The organism is Citrobacter sp. 50677481 (genome assembly GCF_001463265.1).
In the GTDB taxonomy this organism is placed as follows: Bacteria; Pseudomonadota; Gammaproteobacteria; order Enterobacterales; family Enterobacteriaceae; genus Citrobacter_A; species Citrobacter_A sedlakii.
The window spans coordinates 197,697-223,609 of sequence record NZ_LNHZ01000051.1 but is presented as its reverse complement, the minus strand read 5'-3'; the positions used below and the strand labels follow the sequence as shown (position 1 = coordinate 223,609).

32 protein-coding genes are annotated in these 25,913 nt (G+C 50.3%); 16 read left to right on the top strand and 16 right to left on the bottom strand.

From position 1 onward, the window contains the following. Positions 1 to 34 precede the first annotated feature (34 nt). The 5 genes from APU02_RS13670 to APU02_RS13650 all read left to right on the top strand — a co-directional run bounded on the left by APU02_RS13670 (position 35) and on the right by APU02_RS13650 (position 3,860). Positions 35 to 1,099: a hypothetical protein gene (locus APU02_RS13670; RefSeq protein WP_060570283.1), complete on the top strand. Its 1,065-nt coding sequence runs from the start codon at positions 35 to 37 to the stop codon at positions 1,097 to 1,099. Between the two features lie 4 nt (positions 1,100 to 1,103). Further along, positions 1,104 to 1,457, top strand: a complete 354-nt coding sequence (locus tag APU02_RS13665; protein WP_120714893.1) for a hypothetical protein — start codon at positions 1,104 to 1,106, stop codon at positions 1,455 to 1,457. Positions 1,458 to 1,473: 16 nt separating this feature from the next. Next, entirely contained in the window at positions 1,474 to 2,031 is a 558-nt protein-coding gene (locus APU02_RS13660) for a hypothetical protein (RefSeq protein WP_060570282.1), read from the top strand. A gap of 8 nt (positions 2,032 to 2,039) precedes the next feature. Then, positions 2,040 to 3,065: a tyrosine-type recombinase/integrase gene (locus tag APU02_RS13655; RefSeq protein ID WP_060570281.1), complete on the top strand. Its 1,026-nt coding sequence runs from the start codon at positions 2,040 to 2,042 to the stop codon at positions 3,063 to 3,065. Between the two features lie 270 nt (positions 3,066 to 3,335). After that, positions 3,336 to 3,860: a hypothetical protein gene (locus tag APU02_RS13650; protein WP_060570280.1), complete on the top strand. Its 525-nt coding sequence runs from the start codon at positions 3,336 to 3,338 to the stop codon at positions 3,858 to 3,860. A 263-nt stretch (positions 3,861 to 4,123) separates the two neighbouring features. Here the strand turns inward: APU02_RS13650 and APU02_RS13645 are convergent, their stop codons facing one another. From APU02_RS13645 to APU02_RS13600, 11 genes are all read right to left on the bottom strand, one after another. Further along, positions 4,124 to 5,872: a DUF5906 domain-containing protein gene (locus APU02_RS13645; RefSeq protein ID WP_060570279.1), complete on the bottom strand. Its 1,749-nt coding sequence runs from the start codon at positions 5,870 to 5,872 to the stop codon at positions 4,124 to 4,126. Positions 5,873 to 5,985: 113 nt separating this feature from the next. Continuing rightward, positions 5,986 to 6,207, bottom strand: a complete 222-nt coding sequence (locus APU02_RS13640) for a hypothetical protein (protein WP_060570278.1) — start codon at positions 6,205 to 6,207, stop codon at positions 5,986 to 5,988. Then, positions 6,204 to 6,398: a hypothetical protein gene (locus APU02_RS13635; protein WP_060570277.1), complete on the bottom strand. Its 195-nt coding sequence runs from the start codon at positions 6,396 to 6,398 to the stop codon at positions 6,204 to 6,206. Before APU02_RS13635 ends, APU02_RS13640 begins: the two co-directional genes overlap by 4 nt. Further along, positions 6,391 to 6,573 (bottom strand): hypothetical protein, encoded by a 183-nt coding sequence (locus tag APU02_RS13630; RefSeq protein ID WP_060570276.1) that lies wholly within the window; start codon positions 6,571 to 6,573, stop codon positions 6,391 to 6,393. Before APU02_RS13630 ends, APU02_RS13635 begins: the two co-directional genes overlap by 8 nt. Beyond that, a complete protein-coding gene (locus APU02_RS13625; protein WP_060570275.1) occupies positions 6,566 to 7,444 on the bottom strand; it encodes a tyrosine-type recombinase/integrase in 879 nt (292 codons plus the stop codon). The genes APU02_RS13630 and APU02_RS13625 overlap by 8 nt, the downstream gene beginning before the upstream one ends. Then, positions 7,437 to 8,135, bottom strand: coding sequence for a host cell division inhibitor Icd-like protein (locus APU02_RS25210; protein WP_239692867.1), 699 nt, complete (start codon positions 8,133 to 8,135; stop codon positions 7,437 to 7,439). Before APU02_RS25210 ends, APU02_RS13625 begins: the two co-directional genes overlap by 8 nt. Before the next feature lie 10 nt (positions 8,136 to 8,145). Next, positions 8,146 to 8,580 carry a hypothetical protein gene (locus APU02_RS13615; RefSeq protein ID WP_060570274.1) on the bottom strand — a complete coding sequence of 145 codons (435 nt, stop codon included), beginning with the start codon at positions 8,578 to 8,580 and terminating at the stop codon, positions 8,146 to 8,148. After that, the gene (locus APU02_RS25205) at positions 8,580 to 8,786 is read right to left on the bottom strand and encodes an AlpA family phage regulatory protein (RefSeq protein WP_072197119.1); all 207 of its coding nucleotides are present in this window, start codon (positions 8,784 to 8,786) and stop codon (positions 8,580 to 8,582) included. The genes APU02_RS13615 and APU02_RS25205 overlap by 1 nt, the downstream gene beginning before the upstream one ends. Positions 8,787 to 8,896: 110 nt before the next feature. After that, positions 8,897 to 9,835, bottom strand: a complete 939-nt coding sequence (locus APU02_RS26965) for a hypothetical protein (RefSeq protein ID WP_239692866.1) — start codon at positions 9,833 to 9,835, stop codon at positions 8,897 to 8,899. A 56-nt stretch (positions 9,836 to 9,891) separates the two neighbouring features. Further along, entirely contained in the window at positions 9,892 to 11,160 is a 1,269-nt protein-coding gene (locus tag APU02_RS13605) for a site-specific integrase (protein WP_060570272.1), read from the bottom strand. Positions 11,161 to 11,350: 190 nt separating this feature from the next. Next, a complete protein-coding gene (locus APU02_RS13600) occupies positions 11,351 to 12,214 on the bottom strand; it encodes a YicC/YloC family endoribonuclease (protein ID WP_060570271.1) in 864 nt (287 codons plus the stop codon). A gap of 125 nt (positions 12,215 to 12,339) precedes the next feature. On the opposite strand from APU02_RS13600, the gene rph reads away from it, so the two are divergent. Then, entirely contained in the window at positions 12,340 to 13,056 is a 717-nt protein-coding gene (gene rph, locus APU02_RS13595) for a ribonuclease PH (protein WP_042287059.1), read from the top strand. A gap of 89 nt (positions 13,057 to 13,145) precedes the next feature. Continuing rightward, the gene (pyrE, locus tag APU02_RS13590) at positions 13,146 to 13,787 is read left to right on the top strand and encodes an orotate phosphoribosyltransferase (RefSeq protein WP_042287057.1); all 642 of its coding nucleotides are present in this window, start codon (positions 13,146 to 13,148) and stop codon (positions 13,785 to 13,787) included. A gap of 86 nt (positions 13,788 to 13,873) precedes the next feature. On the opposite strand, the gene slmA is transcribed toward pyrE, so the two are convergent. The 3 genes from slmA to coaBC form a co-directional block, all read right to left on the bottom strand. Continuing rightward, positions 13,874 to 14,470: a nucleoid occlusion factor SlmA gene (slmA, locus tag APU02_RS13585; protein WP_042287055.1), complete on the bottom strand. Its 597-nt coding sequence runs from the start codon at positions 14,468 to 14,470 to the stop codon at positions 13,874 to 13,876. A gap of 108 nt (positions 14,471 to 14,578) precedes the next feature. After that, a complete protein-coding gene (dut, locus tag APU02_RS13580; RefSeq protein ID WP_060570270.1) occupies positions 14,579 to 15,037 on the bottom strand; it encodes a dUTP diphosphatase in 459 nt (152 codons plus the stop codon). Further along, entirely contained in the window at positions 15,015 to 16,235 is a 1,221-nt protein-coding gene (gene coaBC / locus APU02_RS13575) for a bifunctional phosphopantothenoylcysteine decarboxylase/phosphopantothenate--cysteine ligase CoaBC (protein ID WP_120714895.1), read from the bottom strand. The genes dut and coaBC overlap by 23 nt, the downstream gene beginning before the upstream one ends. Positions 16,236 to 16,407: 172 nt before the next feature. Here coaBC and radC point away from each other — a divergent pair, with 172 nt between their 5' ends. The 4 genes from radC to mutM all read left to right on the top strand — a co-directional run bounded on the left by radC (position 16,408) and on the right by mutM (position 18,625). Then, positions 16,408 to 17,073 (top strand): DNA repair protein RadC, encoded by a 666-nt coding sequence (gene radC / locus APU02_RS13570; protein WP_042287048.1) that lies wholly within the window; start codon positions 16,408 to 16,410, stop codon positions 17,071 to 17,073. A 217-nt stretch (positions 17,074 to 17,290) separates the two neighbouring features. Continuing rightward, complete coding sequence (gene rpmB / locus APU02_RS13565; RefSeq protein WP_003024071.1) at positions 17,291 to 17,527, top strand: 50S ribosomal protein L28; 237 nt, start codon at positions 17,291 to 17,293, stop codon at positions 17,525 to 17,527. 22 nt (positions 17,528 to 17,549) lie between these two features. Continuing rightward, complete coding sequence (gene rpmG, locus APU02_RS13560) at positions 17,550 to 17,717, top strand: 50S ribosomal protein L33 (RefSeq protein ID WP_001051798.1); 168 nt, start codon at positions 17,550 to 17,552, stop codon at positions 17,715 to 17,717. A 98-nt stretch (positions 17,718 to 17,815) separates the two neighbouring features. Next, positions 17,816 to 18,625 carry a bifunctional DNA-formamidopyrimidine glycosylase/DNA-(apurinic or apyrimidinic site) lyase gene (gene mutM / locus APU02_RS13555; protein ID WP_042287044.1) on the top strand — a complete coding sequence of 270 codons (810 nt, stop codon included), beginning with the start codon at positions 17,816 to 17,818 and terminating at the stop codon, positions 18,623 to 18,625. Positions 18,626 to 18,665: 40 nt separating this feature from the next. Here mutM and coaD read toward each other — a convergent pair whose 3' ends face one another. Beyond that, a complete protein-coding gene (gene coaD, locus APU02_RS13550; protein ID WP_060570268.1) occupies positions 18,666 to 19,145 on the bottom strand; it encodes a pantetheine-phosphate adenylyltransferase in 480 nt (159 codons plus the stop codon). Between the two features lie 8 nt (positions 19,146 to 19,153). Continuing rightward, complete coding sequence (gene waaA / locus APU02_RS13545) at positions 19,154 to 20,431, bottom strand: lipid IV(A) 3-deoxy-D-manno-octulosonic acid transferase (RefSeq protein WP_042287039.1); 1,278 nt, start codon at positions 20,429 to 20,431, stop codon at positions 19,154 to 19,156. Between the two features lie 410 nt (positions 20,432 to 20,841). Between waaA and rfaQ the strand changes: the two genes are divergently transcribed. Genes rfaQ through waaB form a run of 5 tightly spaced genes read left to right on the top strand, consistent with a single transcriptional unit; the run spans position 20,842 to position 25,912 of the window. Then, positions 20,842 to 21,912: a lipopolysaccharide core heptosyltransferase RfaQ gene (rfaQ, locus tag APU02_RS13540; RefSeq protein WP_072197118.1), complete on the top strand. Its 1,071-nt coding sequence runs from the start codon at positions 20,842 to 20,844 to the stop codon at positions 21,910 to 21,912. After that, positions 21,909 to 23,033, top strand: coding sequence for a glycosyltransferase family 4 protein (locus APU02_RS13535; RefSeq protein ID WP_060570267.1), 1,125 nt, complete (start codon positions 21,909 to 21,911; stop codon positions 23,031 to 23,033). Before rfaQ ends, APU02_RS13535 begins: the two co-directional genes overlap by 4 nt. Then, a complete protein-coding gene (gene rfaP, locus APU02_RS13530) occupies positions 23,026 to 23,823 on the top strand; it encodes a lipopolysaccharide core heptose(I) kinase RfaP (RefSeq protein WP_060570266.1) in 798 nt (265 codons plus the stop codon). The genes APU02_RS13535 and rfaP overlap by 8 nt, the downstream gene beginning before the upstream one ends. Before the next feature lie 34 nt (positions 23,824 to 23,857). Further along, a complete protein-coding gene (locus APU02_RS13525) occupies positions 23,858 to 24,793 on the top strand; it encodes a hypothetical protein (protein ID WP_060570302.1) in 936 nt (311 codons plus the stop codon). Positions 24,794 to 24,832: 39 nt separating this feature from the next. Then, positions 24,833 to 25,912, top strand: coding sequence for a lipopolysaccharide 1,6-galactosyltransferase (gene waaB, locus APU02_RS13520; protein ID WP_060570265.1), 1,080 nt, complete (start codon positions 24,833 to 24,835; stop codon positions 25,910 to 25,912). Position 25,913: the final 1 nt, after the last annotated feature.

Below are 25,913 nucleotides of genomic sequence, written 5' to 3'. Positions count from 1 at the left end.
TAGGCCGGGTTTACTTTTTTAAAGGGGCATGAACATGTCACAAAACTGGATGCGTCACTTTGAATTACAGCTCGTGGACGACAACGGGCAGGGCATTGAGCTCAGCGATTTTAAAGTAACCTTCACGATCGACTGGTTCAATATCAGCAGCGCGTCACGGGTGGGAACGTTCAAAATTTACAACCTATCGGCTGATACGGTGAACCGCATCACCGGGAAGGAGTTTTCTAAGGTTCGGCTGATTGCTGGCTATGACGGTATCGCGCCAGAAGTGTCGGCCAGCAGCGTCGGAACGGCGCGGGAAGTCGACGCGGCGGACGTGGGCCAGAGTGATGGCCGCAACTACGGGATGATTTTCAGCGGCGAAATTCGCTACTCGGTCACAGGAAAAGACAGCCCCATTGATTCATACGTCCTGATTCAGGCAGCTGATACGGATCTGGCGTTTGCTACCAGCATCACCTCGCAGACATTGGCGGCCGGCTACACGACAGAAGACATGTTCAATCTTTTAATGAAAGACTTTGAGGCCAAAGGCGCAACTGTCGGTCGCACTCCAGTATTCCCCCCTACAGTGTTCCCTCGGGGCCGCGCACTGTTTGGCATGACCAGACACCTGATGGACAACGTGGCCGCACAATGCGGAGCGACCTGGCAGTTCGTGGACGGACAGCTAAATATGCTGCCAGAAGGTGAGTATATGCACGACGCGATTGTGCTCAACAGCGCCACCGGACTGATCGGGATGCCGCAGCAGACCATCGGCAACGGCGTGAACGTTCGCGCACTGATTAACCCGAATATTCGAATTAACGGGCTCATTCAGCTGGATCAAGGTTCCGTGTATCGCACCGCGTTGTCAAACAACGATATCGCGATGGCTGGCGGGCAGATCACCGACCAGAATACGGACGGCAATATCACGCTCAGCGGCACCACAGCGCAGCCTGCCAGCATCGCAACAGATGGCGTTTATGTTGTGAAAGGCATTATGTACACTGGCGACACAAGGGGCCAGGCGTGGTACATGGATATGATGTGCGAAGCGCGTGGCGCGGCAGACATTAAGACTAAATCAGCACAGGAAAAAGGACTCTAGGACAATGAAAATTAATATTAAGAAAGTAGCTTTAACAAGTTTGCTTTTCATTCCCTTAATTTCCAACGCTGCTATTCAATGTGGTGGTTATCGCCTGACTATTGACGATAGCGAAGGGTTAACTCGCGTGAATGGTGAATTGGTCACAAGCCAAAAAGTTAAATATCTTGGGGCTGCAGGCGATGAAGCAAATGCGGTTTGGAATATGGGCCTGATGCCAGCGCGTGACGGGAACAATTACGGCTTTGAGTTCGTGAAGCGCAAAGGAAAAGCTTTCCTGAACGTCCAACTGCTGCAGAACAGCATGGATGCGCCGAGAATCATCGGCTCTTTCCCGTGTAAAAAAGTGCCTGATTAATCGGACGGTAACTTAGATGGACGGTTTACCTGATCATATCGGAAACTTACCAGCATATCGGCAAAACCTTGCCGATAAATCTGTTAACGGGGATGTGACCGCCGTTGAACGTATCAGAGCAAGAATTATGCTTCTGATAAGTTATCTCTCAGCTGACGTTATACCCGATGAAAAGCTTCCTGAATTTCTGGGCCTCGTCGATGAGCTACTCGACCGAGTGGAAAATCTCGGGGGTAACAGGGCTCGCATGATGAATATACGTCGCGAGCTGCGAGAACTGGAGGATCGGATTTATATCCCAATTCGCCGGAATGCTGCTGCACAGTTTGATAGCATCCGTAGGGAAAGACCTGATTTGACAGGCAATGCTCTGCTCAAAAATCTGGTAGGCGATGAGATTAACGAATACCGGGCGCGAAACCCCGATGCGTCAGATATTACAGTGCTGGCCACTCTTATGAGGTCATCACCTCGTGCGGATATTCTCATCAACATGATCCGCCAGCGAAACGATGAGCATACGGTAGCAGTGTTTAGCTGGTGTCCTCTGGAATTACCTTTGCAGGGTGTGTAGGGGGAAACATGGCATCTATCCGTGAGATTGGCGCCGGAAAGCGCCTGCGTTATGTCGTTAACTGGCTGGATAAAGAAAACCGCACCGGGCGACGCAATACCTTTCACAGCATCGACGATGCGGCGGCGCTGCTGTATCAACTGGAAGTGGCAGCCCTTGACTGGCGAACGGCAGACAATGCGGAGGCGGTAAAACGCTGGACGCTGCAGAAACTGTCTTGGTTCTGGCTGGGATATCAGCGCGACAGGCTGAACCGGAACAGGATCAGGGCAACCAGTTACGACCGCTACCGCTATTGCCTGCTAAACCTTCCGTCTGACCTGCTGAATAAAAACCTGAATAAAATCACTTCACGCCAACTTAGCGAGCGGCTTAACCGACAGTCGCTTGTGTACATCGGCGCGGCTTTTGCTTATCTCATGCGTTCCGGGATGATTGCTCATAATCCGGTTCGCCAGAGCCGATCACCGGCAGACAGGCCGTGGCAAATCCCGGATGAAGATACCGTGTTAGCCATGCTGGATCGCGCAGAGCGGCGCGAAAGGATTGCTATCTGGCTGGGCGCGGCTTGCGGCCTGCGTATCAGCGAAGTGCTGGCGTTAACCTATCGGGATGTGAGCGCTGACGAAATACAGGTTCGCTGCCATCTGACTTCACGCGGTATTATCCGGGGCAGAAAGCGCGGCAGGGGCCGTTCCGTCGATATGCCGGTTGGCCTGTATGAGTGCCTCGATAAAACGCTGCTGGGAACGGATACACCGCTGATTGCCGGGAGCAACGGACAAAGGCTGAGCCTGAACTACAGCACATCCGGCGTGATGAAACGCCTGCTCTCTGAATTCGGGATAGCGCGCTTTCATGACCTGAGGCATTTTGCGGTGTCCAGCCTGGTAAAAAACGGCGTTGATATTCTGGACGTGTCGGACATGGTGGGCCACTCCCGGCCGTCGGTGACGTTGAATATTTACGGGCATCTTTTCCGCGAAAAACCGTCACTCAAGAACGCTCTGAGAGGAGGGGTAAGGAGAATATAGTAAACTCCTTACTTTCCCGGTGTGATGCGGGTTCATCGACTGTAAGCGACGATCCAGCCATTTTTGGATAATACCGCACTTTTTCACGCTTTCCGGACTGGTGAGCAACAAAATGCGGAGAAATGAGGAATGACGCGGCCTGTAGCCCGACAAAGTGCGGCATATCACATGAGCTCAGGCCGCATTCTACCGTTATCGATACGCCGCGGACTTTTTGAGGGTTCGTGAGCACGTCCCGTTTTTTGCCGATGGTAGACAGAGTGAGGAAAAATGAACGTTTTAACAGCCGCTGAAAATGGCTTCCGGTTTAAGGGGATCTGGTGGACGGAGGAGACCTTTACTGACGTATTGCGCAACGTGCTGAACCTGCACCGTGCTATGAGCAATCACCGGGTGGCTTTTCACTTTGGTGTTTCTGAAAAAGCCGTCAGGAAATTGAGAGCACGCTGCGATACCGCCAATAGGGTGATACTGCGCCTGATCGAAGAAGCGAAACTCAGCAGGAGCAGGCCAGCACAGTATCGCGAACGCAACTGGTACAACAATTACCCGGAAGACATCGAGGCCAGAAAAATACTGATAGCCGCAGAGGAGGAAAGGGAAAGGCAGCGGGTGGTTCGACATGAGCAGCGAAAGCAGAGAACGCGCCGGGTTACTGATGGTGCTGTGAGTCTTGAGCGGATTAGAGCGCAGCGGCGTGAGGCGGTACAATGCTGTAAACGGTCAGGATTAACTCAGGTGCTGGCGGCAGAAAGCCTGTCATGTTCGCTAAGTACTGTCCGTCGGTACTGGTGAGCCTTGAACACCGTCATTAACATCTGGATTTTACCTGCCAAATCCTAAAAGGCACTTTTCCAAGTCTGTAACTTAGCCCTTCTGCCATCTTCTCCCCCCTCACGCGTAGTACAGCCCTGAACGGCAAGGCGGCGTCTTCGCTTTGCTGGGTAGATAAGGTAGATAATAGGTAGATAACAAAAATATAGTTATCTACCTAATAAGAGCATTGAATTTAAAGTGATTTTTCGTTTCGTGTAGACAAGGTAGATAGCATTAAGGTTTTACAAAAACTCGTCTGCTTTATCGGTTAGTTGTACGTTCGTTTGCCGCCTCCCTTTGATCGTCCTGGTCAGGTACTCGGTTTTGTACTCTTTTGCCGCCTCTTTTACTGCTTTGGCAAACTCAGTGACGCTCAAAGGCTTAGACAGCCCCTGATATTCCATAAATGACAGGTAAAGGTGGTAGAGGTAGCGTCGTGGGTCCCGCTCTTCTTCTGCCCTCTTACCGCCTCCCATTTCCATCCCGCGAGGCTCACTCATGAAAGCCAGTGCGGCACACAGATCCAGCACAGGATTAGACGCGCGTTTAATCTCCAGCGCCTCCTCACTGTCACGCTGTTCAATAAGCAGGTTTTTGGCATCATCTGGATCGGCAAAGATATCCAGCAGGCGGCGAATGATAACCGGTATTTCTGCTGCTATCTTGCGCGGCAGCTCCGGGTCTTTATCTGCTTCCCTGACCTTATGATTAAACTGGAAGATAACCCGCCGGCGGGCCACTCCCCCGGCACGTTCCGTGAATATCATTGGCGTGTTATTGGTAGCGATAACTACCGCCCGAAGAATGGCAGTAAATTGATGCTCGTTCTTCGGGTCAATCTCCACAGCGTCACCGCCGGTTATGGCTTTAATGCCAGTACCCTCGCCAGTGTATTTGGGTTGGTCTGGCAAAGTAATCATGCTCTTTCCGACGAACTGGGCACGTCCACGCGCCGTATCGAGCGCCACCATATTACCGCTGGCGGTGTTATGTTCCCCGGCCAGCAGGGTAGCAACTTGTGTAAATACGCTCTTACCGCTTCCCCCTTCCCCGGTTATCTCAAGGAACAGCTGCCAGTCGTACCGGTTAGCCAGAACCATGAAAAGACCAGCGCAAATTCTCCGCATTTTAAGGGCGTCTCTACCTGATGAATAACTTAGCCATTTATGGAAGTTCGGCGCATGGTCGTGAAGATTTTCGCCAGGCACTGCCGGTGAATACTCAATGCCGTTGTGATTGGTGATCCAGTTGTCGGCGCTATGCGCTGAGAATTGCCCGGTTTCCATATCATAGACACCGTTCTTAAAGGCGATCAGGTTCCTGCGCGGCACTGACATTACGGGGATTACAATTTTTAACGCCTCAATCACGTTATTTATGTGCCTTTTACTGAAATCTGTCTGGTTTTCGTTGTAGATAGCGACCATTTCACGACTTAACTCTAACTGAGAGGTCTTTTCCCACACGCCATCACGGTATGCATGTACAGCCTCACTTTCTGCATGAATTGCGATCCCGTTGTAACGGGCGGCCAGTAGCAGCGCCTTTTTGTTGTCCGCCATTTGGGAGAGGTTCATACCCGTAGCATGGACTTTAACCAAGCTTTCGCCGTTTTCAGCATCGCGTTTCAAACCGGGAAGGCGGGCAGACCAATCCTCTTTTGGTGACGGTTGAAATATTCCGTCAAATAGACGCGCCTGACGCACCCCGGCCAACGCCAGTTTTGTCGCAATAGTGGTGAGCTGTTCCTCGGTAATGTCGCCAGCGCGGTATATCCGGGCACTTTCTCGGCCTTCGTCGATAATGATCAGGTTGTTCAGTTCAGCCAGCTGCTTATCGCCGATATATACGGGAGGTACGTCGTCACCAGCTCTTTTACCTTCAGACTCGATCCAGTGTTGAGCATGGCTGTATGCCTCAGTGCCAGCAAAAATAATTGCCTCAGTACGTTTGTCTTTCGGCAAGTGTTTAACGTTAGGGGCTCTTTTCATTCTTCATTCGCTCTCACTGGATGAAATTCTTTAATAAACCACTGGTATCCCTGACTGATTTCAGGATGAGAAAACCCGCTGGCATTTAAGCCAGAATCTTTATTTTCCATTGTTTATTCCCCGGTATTTAGCTTGTAAGCGTCCCGCGCTTTCACCAGTTCGACAATAGATTTATTCAGCAGTGACATGATGGCACCAACCTTACACGCTTCATCATGATACTCTTCGCCGTTTGGGACACTGTCAATCCACATGCTCAGGACAGCCATTGCGCGTTCATTTTCAGAAAGTGCGTTCTCGGCGTGCATCAAAACATCAAAGGGAACCTGTTTCATCTTTTATCTCCCAAGCGTTGTTCGGCTATTAATGCCTGGTGAATTTCATGATTAAAATCACAAGCAATGGAGATCAGATTAATCATAGCCTCTGAGCATTCAGCGGTAGCTTTCTCCATAATTACTTCGTAAAGCGATGCTGCCAGTGCTGATTTATATTCAGCCTGGTCTAAGCTAATTGGCTTACGCATTTTTCGCCTCCCGGACAAAGTTAATTCGGATGTGTTTATAACCGCCTTTCTGTGCCAGCAATTGCGCCGTAGCTTTCGCAGTCTCAGAGTCAGTGCTGGTTATGGTGTAGTGAATGCCAATAGTTAAGCCGCGCTTGTTAACTGCGTAGCCGTCAATCTGGAAGGTTTTACGCATTGCACACCTCCAGCGCCATAGCCGCCTGCAATTCCCCAGCCTGGCTACCTAACTGCAGATATGTGCGGGTTACCGCCGGGTTGCTGTGCCCGAGCATTTCAGAAGCGATAAGCAGCCCCTGATCGCCACCACGGCGCATCATGTTGAATGCGGCGATTTTGCGGGTACTGTAAGCACTCAGGCGCAGCTTGGCGTTAATGTGTCTGGTGAACCACTCGCAAACAGCACTCAGACGCTTCCAGATGGTCTGACGGGTAACGCTACCATTCAGAGAATGGCATCTGTTACTTTCAATCTGGCTACGACTGAATACCAGACCATCATCCACCAGATTACGTTCCTGACGTTCGCGAAGGCGTTTCAGGATACCGGGCGGCAGCTGCTTAGTGTCGCGCTTCACATCTGCACGACTGACCAGTTCGAAACACATCTCCTGCTCTTCAGGAGTCATGCTGGCGGCGATCTCGTCCGGGGTGGCGCTATCCCATGCCATATAGCCCACGTGGTCGCCATTCATCCGTGCGGCGTCTTTACGGGCCTTACGCACCAGCTCCACGCCCTTACGTGTTGCTCTGGCTTCTGCGGCTTTGGTTTGCTTGGCTACGGTGATGGTTGCTTTACCTGTCGTCCAGTCAATGCAGGAGTAACGCAGGTTGCAAACGTCAGCGGTACGCCAGCCGGTGACGACAGAAATATCCCACCACAACAGCACCCAATCGGGTTGTGTCTGCTGAATACGTTCACGCAGTTTGATTTGTTCGTCACGATCGTAAACGGGCGATTTGGTACGGCTGCCTTTGGTGGACACTGCGGCCACAATATTGCCGCGAACGGCGCGGGCTTTAGCGGTAAGAGTCTGGAGATTAAGCATTGTGCACCTCCAGCCCGTTGATGTTCAGTTCAAAGCAGCCGTTGCGATGCTGGAAAAGAGGGCATTCAGAGCGGATCTTCGCCGCAAAGGTCAAATCCCAGCGTGGAAAGGTATCGCGGGCGGCTTCTTCGGTGTCAGCCATTGTGCGTAATACGATTGGTGCGCAGGTCTGCCCCTTGGGCGTACCGAGGAAAAGCCAGGTGAATTTGGTTTGAGTTGTAGCGGGGGTAGTAGCCATTGTGGCGGCCTCCTGTAACTGAGTCTTAAACTCACCACCGGAAACGCCAATTTCACTGGTGGTGAACTGGACAGGGTTGGCGTAACCGGCGTTACAGGAAACCGGCGCTTCCGAAGAAGCCCCCATCCAGCCCACCATTAACTGTTGAGCGGCGCGAAGTGCTTTCGCGACACCAGGATAACTGTGAGCAGAATTTTCGACAACAAAAAAGACGCAAGGCGCGTCTACTGTCGCCTGTAACATATCCGGGACGCCAATCCCGGCACCAGATTTTGCTGGTGCCTTTGCAGTGTAATACTGGTCCGCAAAAACTGGCAAGCCGTTTTTTCGATAGTGGATCACAGAGCGCTTATTTCCATGAATACTGCCGCTAAGTGACAGAATACCCGATAGGACGATTTCAGCGTGAGAGCGGCCCTGACCTGCCAAGGCCATAACAATCGAGTTCATCATTTACGATCCCTTATGCGGCGTTTTGGTTTTCCGGATACAATGAAATGATATCGGCGATATCATGCTTCGATAATCCGCAATATCCGCCAATAGTGGCGTAATAATTCATTAACTGGATAACTTTCAAGACATCTTCACGACATGAAAAACGATAGCGAAGATGTGCACCAATACCATCGGGGTTGCGTTCTTCAGTCCGTTCCAGCCTGATATCAAGCAGGCGCTCTAATTCAGTCGCATAATTCCTGCCAGAAGAAAGTCGGCAGTAACGGAGAATGTCATTTTCAGTCCATCCCTTCACGCCAGTGCGAAGCATGTAGACGCGAGCACGATATTTTTTAGGAGTGCGCCTGTGCGCTTGAATGAAACCAGAGGCAGGCGTAACATCGGATGTGCGAATATCTGAGTTAGCCGCCTGCAGTAATGGGCGGTTTTTCTTTTCCATTACGCAGCCCCTTCCCGGCGTTCCGCCAGCCATTTGTTAATCTCCAAAGCATCAAATGCCGTAACGTTATTTGTGAGTTTTACTGGCCGTGGCAGCGTTCCATTTTTAACCCAGCGATCGATTGTTGGCATAGATACACCGAGCAGTTCTGGCAAACGGAAGCGTCGGATGTAGCCATTTGTTGGAATGGATGATGATTCTTTCATGTTCCCGTAACTCCTAATGATAGCGGTTGATGTTACGGGATGAGAGTAGCGAGCAGGAGAAGTGGTTATAAGGCACAGTAATCTTACTGTACCCGTAGCGTTAAGTTAGTCTACCGCTTGCCATTTGCGGCAGACCGCAGATGCTTCAAAATGACATCTTCGTTTGTGATCGGCAGAACCTGAATTTCATTTTTATGTGCGAGAATACAATCTCTCCACTTTTCAGGGCTTATTTCCTTTCGCTCACCTCTACATTCTTCTGGATATTTAGATAGTAGGTGAATTGCGGCTCGATACAGTTTTTCTCTATTCGTTGCATGATGTTCGGCCATATGATTAATATTGCTATTCATCAATATGTTTCTTTTCTCACTTTCAATATATTCCTTGCTAGGTAAATCGTTATAGTCACCATTATGTTTGACTAATTCTTTAACCTGTTCTGCAGTTATCCATAGGTCATTCACTGATATCTCGTATTTTGCGTAATTCTCAATGCAGGAATCTTCATCTTCGACATCATCTAAATACTGTTCTGCTAATGGAATCAGACACATATCTGGTGTGCTGTCGTCTGTTCTATAAATTCCCAGCGAGTCGGAACCCATTGAAACAGTGCCGTAATTCAATACATCATTGATACATCTGATAGGGGGGACCCAAAGACCGAATGCCCTTCCGCCGTGGCTTTGAGATAAGGAATCAGCAATATCCTCGTCCGAATTTCTTAATTGATAAAAACGAGGATAAAATATGACTTCTTCATCTTCATTATTTGAAAGATTATCAATCGAAAATGAAGTGTGATTTGATAGGTTTTTTGCATTAGCCAATACACTGTTGTTATTTTTAAGTGATAAAAACCACTTATCAAGCTCATCAGCATTGCCTTTTGCCAAAAGAATAGAATTTAATCCATCTAATCTGACACATAGCGTAATTTTTCCAGATACTGACAAGCTTAAAAGGTCTTCGGCTTGTATATCAAGAAGTTCGGCTGCTCTTTTAATGCGGCAGAATGAAAATGGTATTTTTGTTATGTTTGCCATATGACACCTTTAGCATTTGAATAAAATGTTATTGCCAGACACACACAGTCTTTCGCTCATGATAGCTTATGGATCTTCTTGATTGGTGTCACGTTGTATTCCTCGCCGCTTTCCAATGCCACGAGCAGATCAACCCAAAGCTCCAGCGCCGCTTTTCGTTCGTTAAAGTATTGGTGCCGGTTGTAAATCCCCTCAACGCCTTTGATTTTATGGTTTAGGCATCTTTCCGCTACAACTGGATCTACTCCCAGCGCGGCTAGATGAGTTCGAGCTGTACGACGAAAGTCATGAATTGTGAAGTTTGGAATACCAGGCATTTCGGCTCGAACTTTTGCCAATGCTACGGGAAGGGTGCTTTCCTGAATGTGGGGTATCATCCTGTTTTGCATTTTTCTTGCCGGGAGCACCCATGCGCTATTGCATGAAAAAGTGTGTAGTTCTTTCAGCCATTCCAGAGTAGGCGGAGGTAATGGTATGTCGATTGGGTCGCCGTTTTTGCTGCGTTCCTCTGGTAGATGCCAGATTGCCGCCTCCAAGTCGAACTCCTCCCAGCGAGCAGCACAGAGTTCCATTTTGCGAACACAAAGCGACAACAGTAACTTAAAGGTTAGTTCGTTCTGGCGGCTGAACCCTTTTGCCGTGCGCATAGCCCTAAACAAGCAAATCAACTCGTCCCGGCTAAGCCAGCGCTCGCGGGCCACCTCTTTCCCTCCAGCGTCCGACACTTCAAAAGCTGAGCAGGGGTTTATCTCGAGAGCGTGCCGCTTGATGCCGTAATCGAAAATTCGCCTCGTCCATCGTAGAACGTCCGTCGCTATTGTTGGTGCTCCACGATCAACAATGCCTTTCAGCATGTCGTCAATGTGGCGCGGTTTCACGTCCTCTACCTTCATACGGCCAATACATGGGTTTATGTCTTTATCAATACGACGCCGCAATATATCAGGGTGTTTCCAACGGGGTAAAATTTGACGCTCAAAGTATTCTGCAGCGAGATCGGAAACATGCATGGCATTTTTGTTATCTTCAATTTTCGCCAAGGCTTTGGCCTTACGCTCCTGCTTCTCCCCTGCAACGTCATAACCAAGCGCTACCCGGGCGGAAAGTTCTTTCGCTCTATCTCTGGCTCTTGCCAATGACAGCTCAGAATAAGAACCGATCAACATGGCTCGCGGCTTTCCAGCCAGCTTGTACCTGAATCTCCATGTTGGGATTTTGTCGGCGCTACGATACCGAAGATAAAGCCCGTTTCCGTCCGAACGGCCCTCGAACCGCTCTCCTGACTTTATCCATGCCCTGATTTGCATGTCTGTTAGTTTTGGCATTGCGAACACCTGAATATTAATTTGGTAGGGGTGTACCCAATCCTCTGTGACAGAAACTCATTGGGTACACCATTGTGTACACACTAATCATGCGCTTTGTTGATTCTCAATGATAGCCCGTAATAACAAAAAAGCCCGGCATAGTGCGGGCTTAAAGGTTTTTTGATAGCTGATGATATCCGGTGAATGTTTACTCGATATTCTGGATCTGCTCGCGCATTTGCTCGATCAACACTTTCAGTTCGATGGCGGAGTTAGTGACGTCGGCATTGATAGATTTTGACGCCAGCGTATTCGATTCACGGTTGAATTCCTGCATCATGAAGTCCAGACGGCGGCCCACCGCCTCTTTTTTCTTCAGGATGTTGTAGGTTTCTTTGACGTGAGCTTCCAGGCGATCCAGTTCTTCCGCCACATCAATACGCTGGGCCATCATCACCAGCTCCTGTTCCAGACGGTTATTTTCCAGCTGCACCTGAGCGTCTTCCAGTTTGGCGACCAGACGTTCACGTTGCCATTGCAGGATTTCCGGCATATGGGCGCGAACTTTTACCACTTCGGCGCTGACGCCCTCCAGACGCTGTTCGATGAGCGCTTTCAGTGCTTGCCCTTCTGTTTCGCGGGCAATAATGAAGTCGTCCAGCGTGCCGTCCAGCGCGGTCAGGATTTCAGCGGCAATGGCATCGAGATCCTGCTCCTGAGCTGCCATAACGCCGGGCCAGCGCAGGATATCAACCGGATTGATTTCCCCTTCATCGCTCTGCATTTTGACCCAGTTGGCCGCGTTCACCAGCTGTTTGGCGAGTTTCTCATTGAGAATGAGTTCGCCCTGCGCGCTGGCGTCGGGCTCAAAACGTAGCGTGCATTCGATTTTCCCACGCGTCAGGCGCGTACGGATACGTTCGCGAACAACAGGCTCAAGGCTACGGAACTGCTCCGGCAGACGAAAGTAAGTTTCCAGATAACGCTGGTTTACCGAGCGCATTTCCCAGGTCGCGCTACCCCATTCACCCTTGATTTCACGCCGGGCGTAGGCGGTCATACTGCGGATCATAGACGTTCCTGTTTTTAAAGGAGAGATGGGACGATTATAGCCATCCCGGCCTTGTCAGGATAGGAATAAGAGCGGGAAGTCCGTATAATGCGCAGCCACATTCGTTTCAAGCCGGAGATTTCAATATGCGTCCAGCAGGCCGTAGCGCTAATCAGGTGCGTCCCGTAACCCTGACCCGTAACTATACAAAACATGCTGAAGGCTCGGTGCTGGTCGAATTTGGCGATACTAAAGTGCTGTGCACCGCCTCGATTGAAGAAGGCGTCCCGCGCTTTCTGAAAGGGCAGGGCCAGGGCTGGATCACGGCGGAATATGGCATGCTGCCGCGCGCGACCCATACCCGTAACGCTCGTGAAGCGGCGAAAGGTAAGCAGGGTGGGCGCACGATGGAAATCCAGCGTCTTATCGCCCGCGCGCTGCGCGCTGCGGTGGATCTCAAAACGCTGGGCGAATTTACCATCACGCTGGACTGCGACGTGATCCAGGCCGACGGCGGTACGCGTACGGCATCCATTACTGGTGCCTGCGTTGCGCTGGCCGATGCGCTGAATAAGCTGGTGGCAAGCGGTAAGCTAAAAACCAATCCAATGAAAGGCATGGTGGCGGCAGTATCCGTCGGGATCGTCAACGGCGAAGCGCTTTGCGATCTGGAGTACGTCGAAGACTCCGCAGCAGAAACGGACATGAATGTTGTGATGACCGAAGATGGGCGCATCATTGAAGTACAGGGCACGGCAGAAGGCGAGCCGTTTAGCCATGAAGAACTGCTCACCCTGTTGGCGTTGGCCCGGGGGGGAATCGAATCCATTGTCGCGACGCAGAAGGCGGCGTTGGCAAATTGATTTTAAGGCGACCAGTGAGTCGCCTTTTTTTTGTCTGCGGTTTTCGAAACAGATTTCGTAAATGATGAAAGTGAAAGAGGAGCGAATCCATGAAACCATATCAGCGCCAGTTTATTGAATTTGCGCTTAACAAACAGGTACTCAAGTTTGGCGAATTTACGCTGAAATCCGGGCGCAAAAGCCCCTATTTCTTCAACGCCGGGCTGTTTAATACCGGGCGCGATCTGGCACTGTTAGGCCGTTTTTACGCCGAAGCGTTAGTGGATTCCGGAATTGAATTCGATCTGCTCTTTGGTCCTGCTTACAAAGGCATCCCGATTGCGACAACCACAGCGGTCGCGCTGGCTGAGCACCATGACAAAGATCTGCCGTACTGTTTTAACCGCAAAGAAGCGAAAGATCACGGCGAGGGCGGTAGCCTGGTCGGTAGCCCGCTGCAGGGGCGCGTTATGCTGGTCGATGATGTGATCACTGCCGGTACCGCGATACGCGAGTCGATGGAGATTATCCAGGCCAACGGCGCGACGCTGGCAGGCGTGCTGATCTCTCTGGATCGTCAGGAACGGGGTCGCGGTGAAATCTCCGCCATTCAGGAGGTTGAACGCGACTACGGCTGTCAGGTGATTTCTATCATCACCCTGCAAGACCTGATTGCCTATCTTGAAGAGAAGCCGGAAATGGCAGGTCATCTGGCGGCGGTGCGGGCGTATCGCGAAGCGTATGGTGTGTAATTTAGGGACCCGGTAGCGTTGCGCTTACCGGAGCGGTGTTATTTCTTTGTAAGCCGGATAAGGCGAAACCGCCATCCGGCTTTTTGTTATTGCAACTGCGCAGCGAGCAACGGCCAGCGGGCGTCGAAATCGTCCGTAGGACGGTATTTGAATTCGCTACGCACAAAACGTGAAAGCATGCCTTCACAGAAGGCCAATATCTGGCTTGCCAGCAGCGTTTCGTCCGTAACGTATCCTTCGCCTTCGCGCATACGCTTTTCGCGCAGCACTTGACGTAGCTGCGCCTCTATACGCTCAAACAGTTGATTAATGCGACCCTGCAAACGGTCCTGTTCAAACATCAGCGCATGGCCGGTCAGGATACGCGTCAGCCCAGGGTTACGTTCACCGAATCCCAGAATCAGCAACACAATCAGGCGCAAACGGGTGCTGGTGTCTTTTTCATCTTTCAGTATCAGGTTGATACGCGTGATCAGGCTGTCTTCGATAAACTCTATCAGGCTATCGAACATGCGAGTCTTACTGGGAAAGTGACGATACAACGCCGCTTCGGACACGCCGACAGAAGCCGCCAGTTTTGCTGTGGTGATGCGTTGGCTTCCATCGCTGGATTCCAGCATCAGCGCCAGAGACTGAAGTATTTCTTCGCGACGGTTCCTTTTCGCAGTTTGTTTTTCTGCCATGTTACAAAATACCCCTGAAAATAAGCACTTGCCAGGCGAGCATCCACACTATGACCGCAAACCCGGCGTTTGCGGTGATGTTATGACGTTATTGGGATGCGTAATGCCTTACTTACGACCGGAATGGCCGAAACCGCCCTCACCACGATCGGTGGCGTCAAAATCTTCTACCAGATTAAATTCAGCCTGCACAACCGGCACGAAAACCATCTGCGCAATACGTTCGCCTGGCTCAATGGTGAAGCTGTCCTGCCCACGGTTCCAGACAGAAACCATCAACTGCCCCTGATAGTCGGAATCGATCAGGCCCACCAGGTTGCCCAATACGATACCATGCTTATGGCCCAGGCCAGAACGCGGCAGGATAACGGCAGCCAGAGACGGATCGGCGATATGAATAGCCAGACCGGTTGGCAGCAGGGTGGTTGCGCCCGGCGCCAGTTCTACGGCGTCATCGAGACAGGCTCGCAGGTCAAGTCCGGCAGAACCGGAGGTGGCATAGGTCGGCAGCGGGAATTGCTTGCCAACACGCGGGTCCAGAATCTTAACGTCGATTTTTTTCATCATAACGGGTCACGATCTCGTCGAGTAATAATTGGCCCAGGAGTGCTTTGCGCTCAAGCGGTAAGACTTTATCTCCATCCTGCCAGAAAAGGTGTAACGCATTGCTGTCGCTATTAAATCCTTGATTAGAAAGAGAAACGTCGTTAGCGCAGATCAGATCAAGGTTTTTACGGATACGCTTTTGCCGGGCGTATTCTTCCACATTATTTGTTTCCGCGGCAAACCCAACGACAAAGGGGCGAGAATCTTTCAGCGCGGCGACCCCGGCGATAATGTCAGGGTTTTTGACCATTTTTACTGTTAATTCATCACCCTGCGTGGCCTGTTTTTTTATTTTTTCACTGGCGACGGCGGCGGCCCGATAGTCTGCCACCGCCGCACAGCCGATAAAAATATGCTGTTGCTTAACGGCGGACTGGACCGCAGCTTCCATCTCCAGTGCGGTCATGACGTCTACACGCTGTACAAAAGGCGGCGTGGGTAATGACACCGGACCGGAAACCAGCGTGACGTTTGCGCCATGGCGAGCGGCAGCGGCGGCGATAGCAAAGCCCATCTTACCGGAGCTGTGATTGGAAATATAACGCACCGGATCGAGCGGCTCGCGCGTCGGGCCCGCGGTAATCATGATGTTAAGATGTTGCAGGTCGTTGACAGGCGAAAAATGCGCCGCGGCCATATCAACGATAGTCAGGGGATCCAACATCCGCCCCGGGCCGACATCGCCGCACGCCTGGCTACCGCTATCCGGTCCCCAGATTATCAGGCCGCGAGAGGCGAGCACCGCCAGATTATGCTGTGTGGCGGAAGCGCGGTACATTTGCTGGTTCATCGCCGGTAACACGGCAACGGGCGCCGGTGTCGCCAGACAAATCGTGGAAACCAGATCGTTGGCCATCCCCGCGGCAACCCGTGCGATGAGATCCGCCGTGGCGGGGGCAAGAATCACTAAATCAGCCCATTTTCCCAGCTCAATATGACCCATTGCGGCTTCCGCTGCGGGATCAAGCAGGCTGTCCGAAACAGGATACCCGGAAACCGCCTGTAGGCTCAGTGGGGTGATAAAGGCTTTTGCCGCTTCGGTCATTGCCACACGGACATCAGCGCCGCGTTCGCGCAGGCGACGCACCAGTTCAGGGGTTTTGTAGGCGGCTATGCCGCCGCTGACGCCGAGAACGATCTTTTTACCGGCCAGGCTCATCATGATATTTCCTGTTGGGTGACACCAGAAGGCGGACATTTTATCACAATCCTTAAACTGCCGTGTGCTCGCTCATGAATCACTTTGCGAGGCGCTACGCAGGCGTGAAAACTCACCGTCGAATCCCCAAAAGCGCTATGCCAACATGCCCGCTGGCAGAGGGGAGAGAAAAATGGAAACCGTTGAGTGCAGATGGCCGAGGGAAAAATTGTTGGCGCAGGGGGTTGAGACGCTCACGGATGCCGAGCTGCTGGCGCTCTTTTTACGTACGGGAACGCAGGGGAAAGATGTTTTTACGTTGGCGAAAGAGATCCTCAACCATTTTGGGTCTTTGTACGGCTTGCTGACTGCCGACTACGCCCAGTTCGTTAAGGTCACAGGGATTGGCGTGGCAAAGTATGCGCAGTTGAAGGGAATTGCGGAGCTGGCGCGGCGCTTTTATGACGTTCGGCTTAAAGAAGAAAATCCGTTACTGAGTCCGGAAATGACGCGAGCGTTTCTGCGCAGCCAGTTCGCCGGCGAAGAACGTGAGGTGTTTATGGCGATTTTCCTTGACGCTCAGCACAAGGTTATTAAACATAGCCGCCTTTTCTCGGGGACGCTGAGCCATGTTGAGGTGCATCCACGTGAAATTGTTCGGCAGGCGATCAAAATTAACGCTTCAGCGGTGATCCTTGCCCATAATCACCCGTCGGGGTGTGCAGAGCCGAGCAAAGCGGATAAACTCATCACCGAGCGTGTGGTAAAATGCTGCCAGTTCATGGACATCCGTGTGCTTGATCATCTTGTTATGGGGCGCGGCGAGTACGTTTCTTTTGCGGAACGCGGTTGGATTTGACCGACTTTGCGCGATCCATCGGGATCTTTGTCTGTTCGGGACTTGAGCACATCGCTGACTCAGCGTATACTACGCCACCTTTGAGAATCTCGGGTTTGGCATTTGGGCCTGGCAATCGAGAGTTCAATAGAACTATGCGATGACCGGGCTGTAAAGCCTGACGAGGCGCCGATACCCCATACGAAGCTCGAGCTAATTTGATTTTTGGAGAATAGACATGTCCCGAGTCTGCCAAGTTACTGGCAAGCGTCCGGTGACCGGTAACAACCGTTCCCACGCACTGAACGCGACTAAACGCCGCTTCCTGCCTAACCTGCACTCTCACCGTTTTTGGGTTGAGAGCGAAAAGCGTTTTGTCACCCTGCGTGTATCTGCTAAAGGTATGCGTGTAATTGATAAGAAAGGCATCGAAACAGTTCTGTCCGAACTGCGTGCCCGTGGCGAAAAGTACTAAGTACTTAAAGAGGAAATAAATCATGGCTAAAGGTATTCGTGAGAAGATCAAGCTGGTTTCTTCTGCTGGTACTGGTCACTTCTATACCACTACGAAGAACAAACGTACTAAGCCGGAAAAACTGGAGCTGAAAAAATTCGATCCAGTTGTTCGTCAGCACGTGATCTACAAAGAAGCGAAAATTAAATAATTCTCGCTTTGCTGTAACGAAAAACCTCGCTCAGGCGGGGTTTTTTGTTTTCTGGCTGTCCCCATATAAGTGAGAACGGAAACACAACCGGAGACGCTATGCCTGAATTACCTGAAGTCGAAACCAGCCGCCGCGGTATTGAGCCGCATCTGGTCGGGGCCAAAATTCTGCATGCTCATGTGCGTAATGGCCGTCTGCGTTGGCCAGTCTCTGAAGAGATCTACCGTCTGAGCGACCAGCCGGTGCTCAGCGTTCAGCGCCGTGCCAAATATCTTCTCCTGGAGCTTCCTGACGGATGGATCATTATCCATCTGGGAATGTCGGGCAGCTTGCGTATCCTTCCTGAAGAGCTTCCTGCTGAAAAGCATGATCACGTCGACTTAGTGATGAGCAATGGTAAAGTTCTACGCTACACCGATCCTCGTCGTTTTGGCGCCTGGCTGTGGACGAAGGTGCTGGAAGGGCATAACGTGCTGGCGCATCTGGGGCCTGAACCGCTCAGCGACGATTTCAACGGCGAGTATTTGCATCAGAAGTGCGTGAAAAAGAAAACGGCGATTAAACCCTGGTTGATGGACAACAAGCTGGTGGTGGGCGTCGGGAATATTTACGCCAGTGAGTCTCTGTTTGCCGCAGGCATTCATCCTGACCGCCTGGCATCGTCGTTGTCTGAAGCGGACTGTGAACTGTTGGTGCGGGTGATTAAGGCCGTTTTACTGCGATCCATCGAGCAGGGTGGGACGACGCTAAAAGATTTTCTGCAAAGTGATGGCAAGCCGGGCTATTTTGCTCAGGAACTGCAGGTATATGGCCGTAAGGGCGAGCCGTGCAGAGTGTGCGGTACGCCGATTATCGCGACGAAACACGCCCAGCGCGCGACGTTTTACTGTCGCCGCTGTCAGAAGTAAAACGTAAAGAGATGGCCGGATGACATCCGGCATTAGCCGTTTAGTTAAGCTTATCCATTAACGCTTGATGGATATTGTCTGGCAGGAAGTGGGTGACATCGCCCGCATGGCGCGCCACCTCTTTAACCAGCGACGAAGAAATAAAAGACCACTCCTTCGACGGCATTAAAAACACGCTTTCCAGCTCTGGCATCAGATGACGGTTCATGTGCGCCAGCTGCATCTCATATTCAAAATCCGCCACGGCGCGGAGTCCGCGAATCAGGATAGTCGCCTGCTGTTCGCGGGCAAAATTCGCCATCAAATCACTGAAACCCCGCACCTCGACGTTGGGCAAGTGCGCAGTAGCCTGGCGCGCGAGGGCGACGCGCTCGTCCAGCGAAAACAGGGGTTTTTTACTGGGGCTGGCGGCAATCGCCAGAATGATGTGGTCAAACATCTGCGTGGCGCGCGTGATGATATCGATATGGCCGTTGGTCAGCGGATCAAACGTGCCCGGATAGATTGCCCGTTTTTGCATAACAGCCCTCAATGCGTTTTCGGTGGCAGATAAGGTTCCAGCAGTTGCAGTAAGCGCTGGAGCGCGCCCTGGTTTTGGTACAGCACTTCAACTGCGTGACGACCATAAAAATTACGATAATCGGCGTCGGTCAGTAAAGAGGAAACTTCTTTGGCGAGGCTGGTGGCGTCGGTGACGGTAATCAGACCGCTGGCTTGCTCCAGACGAGCGCAGATATCTTTAAAGTTAAAGGTGTGAGGGCCCATCAACACCGGGATCGCGTGCGCGGCAGCTTCCAGCGGGTTATGCCCACCTCGCTCAACCAGCGATCCTCCGACAAAGGCGAGATCCGCAATGCCGTAAAGCAGCATGAGTTCACCCATTGTATCGCCAACCACCACTTGGGTACTGGCCGAGGGCACCTCGCCAGAAGAGCGTGTGGTGTAACTGAGACCCGCCTCACGAACGAGATTAATCGCATCCGGGAAGCGCTCCGGATGACGGGGCACGAGGATCAGCAGCAGGTTGGGGAACTGGTGGAGCAATGCCTGATGCGCGGCGATGACAATACTCTCTTCGCCATCATGAGTGCTGGTGGCGATCCACACCGGGCGGTGGGGAGCCCACTGACGGCGCAGCGTAACCGCTTTTGCCGCAAGCTGCGGCGTAACGGAGATATCAAACTTCAGGCTGCCGGTTACGGTGACCTGATTATTCTTCGCGCCCAGCGTCACAAAGCGCTGACCATCTTCTTCATTTTGCGCCGCAATTAGCGTAATACGGCGAAGGATTCGGCGGATAAATTTCCCCAGCTTCGCGTAACCGTTGGCAGAACGGGCGGAAAGACGCGCATTGGCGATGACCAGCGGGATGTTGCGCTTATGCAGCGCGGCGATCAGGTTCGGCCACAGTTCGGTTTCCATAATCAATACCAGTTTGGGGTCGACCTTATTGAGGAAGCGGCCAAGCGCATCGGGTAAATCATAGGGAAGATAGACGTGCTGGACATCGCTGCCGAAAGCGGACTGAACCCGCTCAGAGCCGGTTGGCGTCATGGTGGTGACGGTAATCGGCAGATCAGGATAGCGATGCCGTAACGCGCGAACTAAAGGAATAGCCGCCAGCGTTTCGCCGACGGAGACAGAATGAAGCATGATCCCGCCCGGCTTAAGAGGGCGGCGGTAAAAGCCGTAGCGTTCACCCCAGCGTTTACGGTAGGCCGGGGCCTTACGTCCGCGCACCCACAGCCGTATCCAGATCAGCGGCTGAATCAGGTAAAGAAGGGCGGTGTAAAGCAATTCGAGCATAGTAAATAGCTGACTTATGGATGTGCTGGGGATTCTATGTATTTAGCCAGGGCTTTACCATTACTTTTCCTGTTTTTGACTTAAATAGCCTTAAGTCTGGCTAATAAAGCCTGTCAGACACAGAATTTTTGCATTTTTATGCGATTTATTGATTTTTGCGCCCTGAAGCGGGCATCGTGCGTTTGATAAGCCGTTAAGAAAGCCCAGATAAATTAATTATCAATATGATTTAAAAAACAAAAAATCGCTAACTGCTTAAAGTTTATTCGTGTCGGATCGCAGCGAAAGAAGTGATACACTAGCGGATAAAAGTCAGTGCGGTATCAGTAATCAGGTAGCTGTTGAGCCTGGGGCGGTAGCGTGCTTTTTTCTGCTTAAATTACCGGATAGTCACAACAAAAGAGTCGCGTGTGGAAAAGCCTTTTCGAAAAATTCTGGTTATCAAGATGCGTTTCCACGGGGATATGCTTTTAACCACTCCCGTTATTAGTACGCTGAAAAAAAATTATCCTGACGCCAAAGTCGATGTGCTTCTTTACCAGGACACGATACCTATTTTGTCTGAAAACCCTGAGATAAATGCGCTTTATGGCATCAGTAATAAGGGGGCGGGAACGGCAGATAAAATCAAAAATGCGCTTTCGCTGATTAAGACTTTACGCAGTAATCAGTATGGCCTGGTCATTAATCTTACCGACCAGTGGATCGTGGCGCTGATAGTCCGGTGCCTGAATGCCAGGGTAAAAATATCCCAGGACTTTGCCAACCGTCAGTCCGTCTTCTGGAAAAACAGTTTTACGCACCTCGTTCCCTACCGCGGCGAACATGTCGTTGAGCGGACATTGTCTGCGCTCTGCCCGCTTGGGCTGGAGCATGTGGTAACGGAAACGACGATGAGTTATCTGCCAGAGCACTGGGAAAACATGCGTCAGCAGCTGGCGAAACTCGGCGTGACGCGCCAGTATGTGGTGATTCAGCCAACCGCAAGGCAATTATTTAAGTGCTGGGATAACGAAAAATTTTCCCGCGTCATTGATGCCCTTGAACGTCGTGGTTATCAGGTTGTGCTGACGTCCGGCCCGTCCGCAGACGATTTAGCCTGCGTAGAAGAAATCGCGCAGGGGTGTGAAACCAAACCGGTTACTGGCCTTGCGGGAAAAACCCGCTTCCCTGAATTAGGCGCGTTGATCGACCATGCCGTGCTCTTTATTGGCGTCGATTCTGCACCCGGACACATTGCCGCCGCGGTTAAAACACCGGTGATATGCCTTTTTGGCGCGACAGACCACGTTTTCTGGCGTCCCTGGACTGACAATATTATTCAGTTTTGGGCGGGAGATTATCAGACAATGCCTCAGCGACGTGAACTGGATCGAAATAAAAAATATATGTCCGTTATACCTGCAGAGGACGTGATTGCGGCGACGGAAAAAATGTTGCCACAAAATGCGCAAATTATTGGGAAGGATGCGTCGGTATGATCGTTGCTTTTTGTCTGTATAAGTATTTTCCGTTTGGCGGATTACAACGTGACTTCCTGCGTATTGCGCAAACCGTCGCTGCGCGTGGACATCAGGTTCGCGTTTACACTCAGTCCTGGGAAGGGGAATATCCCGAAGGATTCGAACTGATTCACGTGCCGGTAAAATCACGGACCAACCACGGACGTAATGCAGAGTATTACGCGTGGGTGCAGGCGCATCTGCGAGCGCATCCGGTGGATCGGGTCGTCGGCTTTAACAAAATGCCGGGTCTGGATGTCTATTTTGCCGCTGATGTCTGTTATGCCGAGAAGGTTGCGCAGGAGAAAGGTTTTTTCTATCGCCTGACATCCCGTTACCGCCATTATGCGGCGTTTGAACGGGCGACGTTCGAACAGGGTAAGTCCACGCAGCTGATGATGCTGACCGATAAACAGATTGCTGATTTCCAGAAGCATTATCAAACCGAAGCGGAACGTTTCCATATCCTCCCGCCGGGGATCTATCCGGACAGAAAATACAGTGCGCAAATCCCGGACGCTCGCGAGGTTTATCGTCAGAAGAACGGGATCGCCGGACAGCAAAATTTGTTGTTGCAGGTGGGGTCCGACTTTACGCGTAAAGGCGTGGATCGATCGATTGAAGCGCTGGCTTCCCTGCCGGAGGCGCTGCGCCACAATACGCTGCTGTATGTTGTTGGCCAGGACAAGCCCAGAAAATTTGAAGCGCTGGCGGAAAAACGCGGCGTACGGGGTAATGTGCATTTTTTCTCCGGGCGTAATGATGTGGCAGAGCTGATGGCCGCCGCTGATATACTGCTGCACCCTGCTTACCAGGAAGCGGCAGGTATCGTTTTGCTTGAGGCGATTGCCGCCGGGTTGCCGGTCCTCACGTCGGCGGTATGTGGTTTTGCCCACTATATTGAAGACGCTAACTGTGGTGTTGCCATCACTGAGCCCTGGAAACAAGAAGCGCTAAACGACATTTTACGTAAAGCGCTGACGCAGCCATCATTGCGCAACGCATGGGCTGAAAACGCACGCCATTATGCGGATACGCAAGATTTGTACAGTCTGCAGGAAAGAGCGGCCGACATCATTACAGGTGGTCTGGATGGTTGAACTGAAGGAACCGTTAGCCACGTTATGGCGCGGTAAAGATGCTTTTGAGGAAGTTAAAACGCTGCAGGGAGACGTTTTCAGGGAACTGGAAACCCGCCGTACGCTGCGATTTGAACTGGCGGAGAAAAGCTATTTCCTTAAATGGCATCGGGGCACTTCGCTCAAAGAGATCGTCAAAAATTTACTTTCGCTACGCATGCCGGTTTTAGGGGCTGACAGAGAGTGGAACGCCATCCATCGTCTCCGGGATGTGGGGGTGGATACTATGCACGGAGTGGGTTTTGGTGAGAAAGGTTTAAATCCGCTGACCAAAACTTCGTTTATTATTACCGAAGATCTAACGCCCACTATCAGCCTGGAAGATTACTGCGCGGAATGGGCGTCAAACCCGCCTGACGTAAAGGTTAAGCGAATGCTTATTCACCGCGTCGCAACGATGGTTCGTAAAATGCACGCGGCCGGTATCAACCACCGCGACTGCTACATTTGCCACTTTCTCCTGCACCTGCCCTTTTCGGGGCATGAGAGCGAGCTTAAGGTGTCCGTCATCGATCTCCATCGTGCGCAAATTCGAAGCAAAGTGCCTCGCCGCTGGCGCGATAAAGATCTGATCGGCTTGTATTTCTCGTCCCTGAATATTGGCTTGACGCAGCGGGATATCTGGCGGTTTTTGCAGGTGTACTTTGAGGCGCCATTAAGCGCGATTTTACGGGATGAAACTAAGTTATTAAGTGCAGCAAAAATTAAAGCAGAAAAAATAAAAGAAAGAACAATAAGAAAAGGGTTGTGATTTGTATGAAATTGATGAGCCACAGTTAACAGCAATGAAAATATATTTTATAAACTGGAAAGCTGATTATGAGACTCACATGATTAGCTATTTACATAAACATTACCCGGTTACAAATATTGATGTCCCATCACGATATGTCTGGTGGGGTAAGAAATTAACAAAAATTGGTATTCAACCTGATTGGCTTGGTAAAAAATTTATTCATAAAAGCATTGCAGATTTAAAGCCAACGGATGTTGCTGTCTTTAATGATAGCGTAATAAATAAAGGCCTGACTCCTTATATTATCAAGAATTTGAATTGTCGAAAGGTGCTATTATTAAGGAATACCGTAAGCATTCCTTTTTTGAAGGAGTGGAGTCATACTTTTGATATTATTTATGATTTTGAAAATCGCGGTCACTTTAATGACAAATTAAAATATATTGGCCAATTTTTTCCTGTTGGTTTGAAAGAAATTGATAAATATGTTTTGGCGAATAAAAAAACAAAAAAACCTGTATGCTTTTTTTTAGGTAGAGATAAAAAAAGGCTACCGGAAATAATTAAATTGGCAGACAAACTTGCATCCTTTAATCTGCAATTAGATTTTAATGTGGTTAAAGACTATGAAACGAATGATGACTCTGGATTTCTGATCGACGAACCATTATCTTATAAAGAAAATTTAGCGCATGCTCTTGCTTCAGATATCATTGTGGATATTACTCAGCAAAACCAGTCGGGTTGGACACTTCGGGTTCTCGAAGCACTATATTTTAATAAAAAAATAATTACAAATAATCTCAGCGTGCTGGATTCAGAGGTATTTTCAAGGGATCGTTTTTTTGTTCCTGGATATCACTCGTGGGGTGATTTTGAATGGTTTTTACAGTCATCGATTGCACCGTTGTCACCAGAAGTCCTCTATTCTTACAGCCCTGACCGTATGATTGAAAAAGTTATTGAAGACTTCCAGGTGTTGTAAATTATTCACATTCAATAGTGACAGTTAATCTGGAAATTTATGAAAGTAGCATTTATTGGTGAAGCTGTTTCAGGTTTTGGTGGCATGGAAACGGTTATCCGGGATGTCATTAACCACTTACAAGAAAAACCCTTCGGGCATACGTGCGACATGTTTTTCTTTTGTCGAAATGACAAAATGGATAAAGCATGGTTGAATAATATCAACTATTCATGCTCTTTCTCAAACACCCGACTCGGTTTTTTGCGTCGCGCAAAGCATATTAATGCATTTAGCCAGTGGCTAAAAGAAACACGGCCTGATGTTGTGATTTGTATTGACGTGTTATCTTGTCTTTTTGCCAGTAAAGCGCGAAAAAAATCGGGTGTGGATTTCACCCTTTTTTCCTGGCCGCATTTTTCGCTTGATCATAAAAAACATGCTGAGTGTATCATCCATGCAGATTACCATCTGGCAATAAGCTCCGGGATTAAAGAGCAGATGATAGCGCGTGGTATAGAGCAAAGTCGAATCAGCGTTATTTTTAATCCGGTATCAAGAAAATCGACTATCGTTTATCCACCTGAGCCGGGTCAGCCTGCGGTATTCCTTTACGTTGGGCGCATGAAGTTCGAAGGGCAAAAAAGAATCAAGGACTTGCTCGATGGGCTGTCTCGAGCGGAAGGTGATTGGCGACTACATGTGATTGGCGATGGTTCTGATTTTGAGAAATGTCAAAAGTACGGGCAGGACCTGGGGATTGGCGAACGTATTACCTGGCATGGATGGCAGGGTTCTCCGTGGGATGTGGTAAATAATAAAATTCAAAATGTTTCAGCGCTTCTTTTAACTTCATCCTTTGAAGGATTCGGTATGGCAATCCTTGAGGCCATGTCGTATGGTATCCCTTGTATCAGTTCTGACTGTATGTCAGGTCCGCGGGATATGATACAGCCGGGAATTAATGGCGAGCTGTACTCACCCGGGGTTATCACACAATATATTAATCATTTGAACAATATTATTTCTGGTAAAATAAAATATAATAATAATCTGATTCCAGCGACTATTGAAAAATTCTATAATGATGTCTATTTTGAAAATTTAGAAAGCATAATATCTTCCAAAAATAATAAGTGAT

Bases quoted from the DNA above. Each gene is read 5' to 3' on its own strand.
- APU02_RS13625 (WP_060570275.1), bottom strand. From the start codon at position 7,444: ATGCTTAATCTCCAGACTCTTACCGCTAAAGCCCGCGCCGTTCGCGGC.
- pyrE (WP_042287057.1), top strand. From the start codon at position 13,146: ATGAAACCATATCAGCGCCAGTTTATTGAATTTGCGCTTAACAAACAG.
- APU02_RS13665 (WP_120714893.1), top strand. From the start codon at position 1,104: ATGAAAATTAATATTAAGAAAGTAGCTTTAACAAGTTTGCTTTTCATT.
- coaD (WP_060570268.1), bottom strand. From the start codon at position 19,145: ATGCAAAAACGGGCAATCTATCCGGGCACGTTTGATCCGCTGACCAAC.
- APU02_RS13635 (WP_060570277.1), bottom strand. From the start codon at position 6,398: ATGCGTAAGCCAATTAGCTTAGACCAGGCTGAATATAAATCAGCACTG.
- APU02_RS13645 (WP_060570279.1), bottom strand. From the start codon at position 5,872: ATGAAAAGAGCCCCTAACGTTAAACACTTGCCGAAAGACAAACGTACT.
- APU02_RS13660 (WP_060570282.1), top strand. From the start codon at position 1,474: ATGGACGGTTTACCTGATCATATCGGAAACTTACCAGCATATCGGCAA.
- APU02_RS25205 (WP_072197119.1), bottom strand. From the start codon at position 8,786: ATGAAAGAATCATCATCCATTCCAACAAATGGCTACATCCGACGCTTC.
- APU02_RS26965 (WP_239692866.1), bottom strand. From the start codon at position 9,835: ATGGCAAACATAACAAAAATACCATTTTCATTCTGCCGCATTAAAAGA.
- APU02_RS13535 (WP_060570267.1), top strand. From the start codon at position 21,909: ATGATCGTTGCTTTTTGTCTGTATAAGTATTTTCCGTTTGGCGGATTA.
- APU02_RS13605 (WP_060570272.1), bottom strand. From the start codon at position 11,160: ATGCCAAAACTAACAGACATGCAAATCAGGGCATGGATAAAGTCAGGA.
- APU02_RS13670 (WP_060570283.1), top strand. From the start codon at position 35: ATGTCACAAAACTGGATGCGTCACTTTGAATTACAGCTCGTGGACGAC.
- APU02_RS13640 (WP_060570278.1), bottom strand. From the start codon at position 6,207: ATGAAACAGGTTCCCTTTGATGTTTTGATGCACGCCGAGAACGCACTT.
- rfaP (WP_060570266.1), top strand. From the start codon at position 23,026: ATGGTTGAACTGAAGGAACCGTTAGCCACGTTATGGCGCGGTAAAGAT.
- APU02_RS25210 (WP_239692867.1), bottom strand. From the start codon at position 8,135: ATGATGAACTCGATTGTTATGGCCTTGGCAGGTCAGGGCCGCTCTCAC.
- slmA (WP_042287055.1), bottom strand. From the start codon at position 14,470: ATGGCAGAAAAACAAACTGCGAAAAGGAACCGTCGCGAAGAAATACTT.
- APU02_RS13615 (WP_060570274.1), bottom strand. From the start codon at position 8,580: ATGGAAAAGAAAAACCGCCCATTACTGCAGGCGGCTAACTCAGATATT.
- coaBC (WP_120714895.1), bottom strand. From the start codon at position 16,235: ATGAGCCTGGCCGGTAAAAAGATCGTTCTCGGCGTCAGCGGCGGCATA.
- dut (WP_060570270.1), bottom strand. From the start codon at position 15,037: ATGATGAAAAAAATCGACGTTAAGATTCTGGACCCGCGTGTTGGCAAG.
- APU02_RS13655 (WP_060570281.1), top strand. From the start codon at position 2,040: ATGGCATCTATCCGTGAGATTGGCGCCGGAAAGCGCCTGCGTTATGTC.
- rpmB (WP_003024071.1), top strand. From the start codon at position 17,291: ATGTCCCGAGTCTGCCAAGTTACTGGCAAGCGTCCGGTGACCGGTAAC.
- radC (WP_042287048.1), top strand. From the start codon at position 16,408: ATGGAAACCGTTGAGTGCAGATGGCCGAGGGAAAAATTGTTGGCGCAG.
- waaB (WP_060570265.1), top strand. From the start codon at position 24,833: ATGAAAGTAGCATTTATTGGTGAAGCTGTTTCAGGTTTTGGTGGCATG.
- APU02_RS13525 (WP_060570302.1), top strand. From the start codon at position 23,858: ATGAAAATATATTTTATAAACTGGAAAGCTGATTATGAGACTCACATG.
- rph (WP_042287059.1), top strand. From the start codon at position 12,340: ATGCGTCCAGCAGGCCGTAGCGCTAATCAGGTGCGTCCCGTAACCCTG.
- APU02_RS13630 (WP_060570276.1), bottom strand. From the start codon at position 6,573: ATGCGTAAAACCTTCCAGATTGACGGCTACGCAGTTAACAAGCGCGGC.
- APU02_RS13600 (WP_060570271.1), bottom strand. From the start codon at position 12,214: ATGATCCGCAGTATGACCGCCTACGCCCGGCGTGAAATCAAGGGTGAA.
- rpmG (WP_001051798.1), top strand. From the start codon at position 17,550: ATGGCTAAAGGTATTCGTGAGAAGATCAAGCTGGTTTCTTCTGCTGGT.
- mutM (WP_042287044.1), top strand. From the start codon at position 17,816: ATGCCTGAATTACCTGAAGTCGAAACCAGCCGCCGCGGTATTGAGCCG.
- APU02_RS13650 (WP_060570280.1), top strand. From the start codon at position 3,336: ATGAACGTTTTAACAGCCGCTGAAAATGGCTTCCGGTTTAAGGGGATC.
- waaA (WP_042287039.1), bottom strand. From the start codon at position 20,431: ATGCTCGAATTGCTTTACACCGCCCTTCTTTACCTGATTCAGCCGCTG.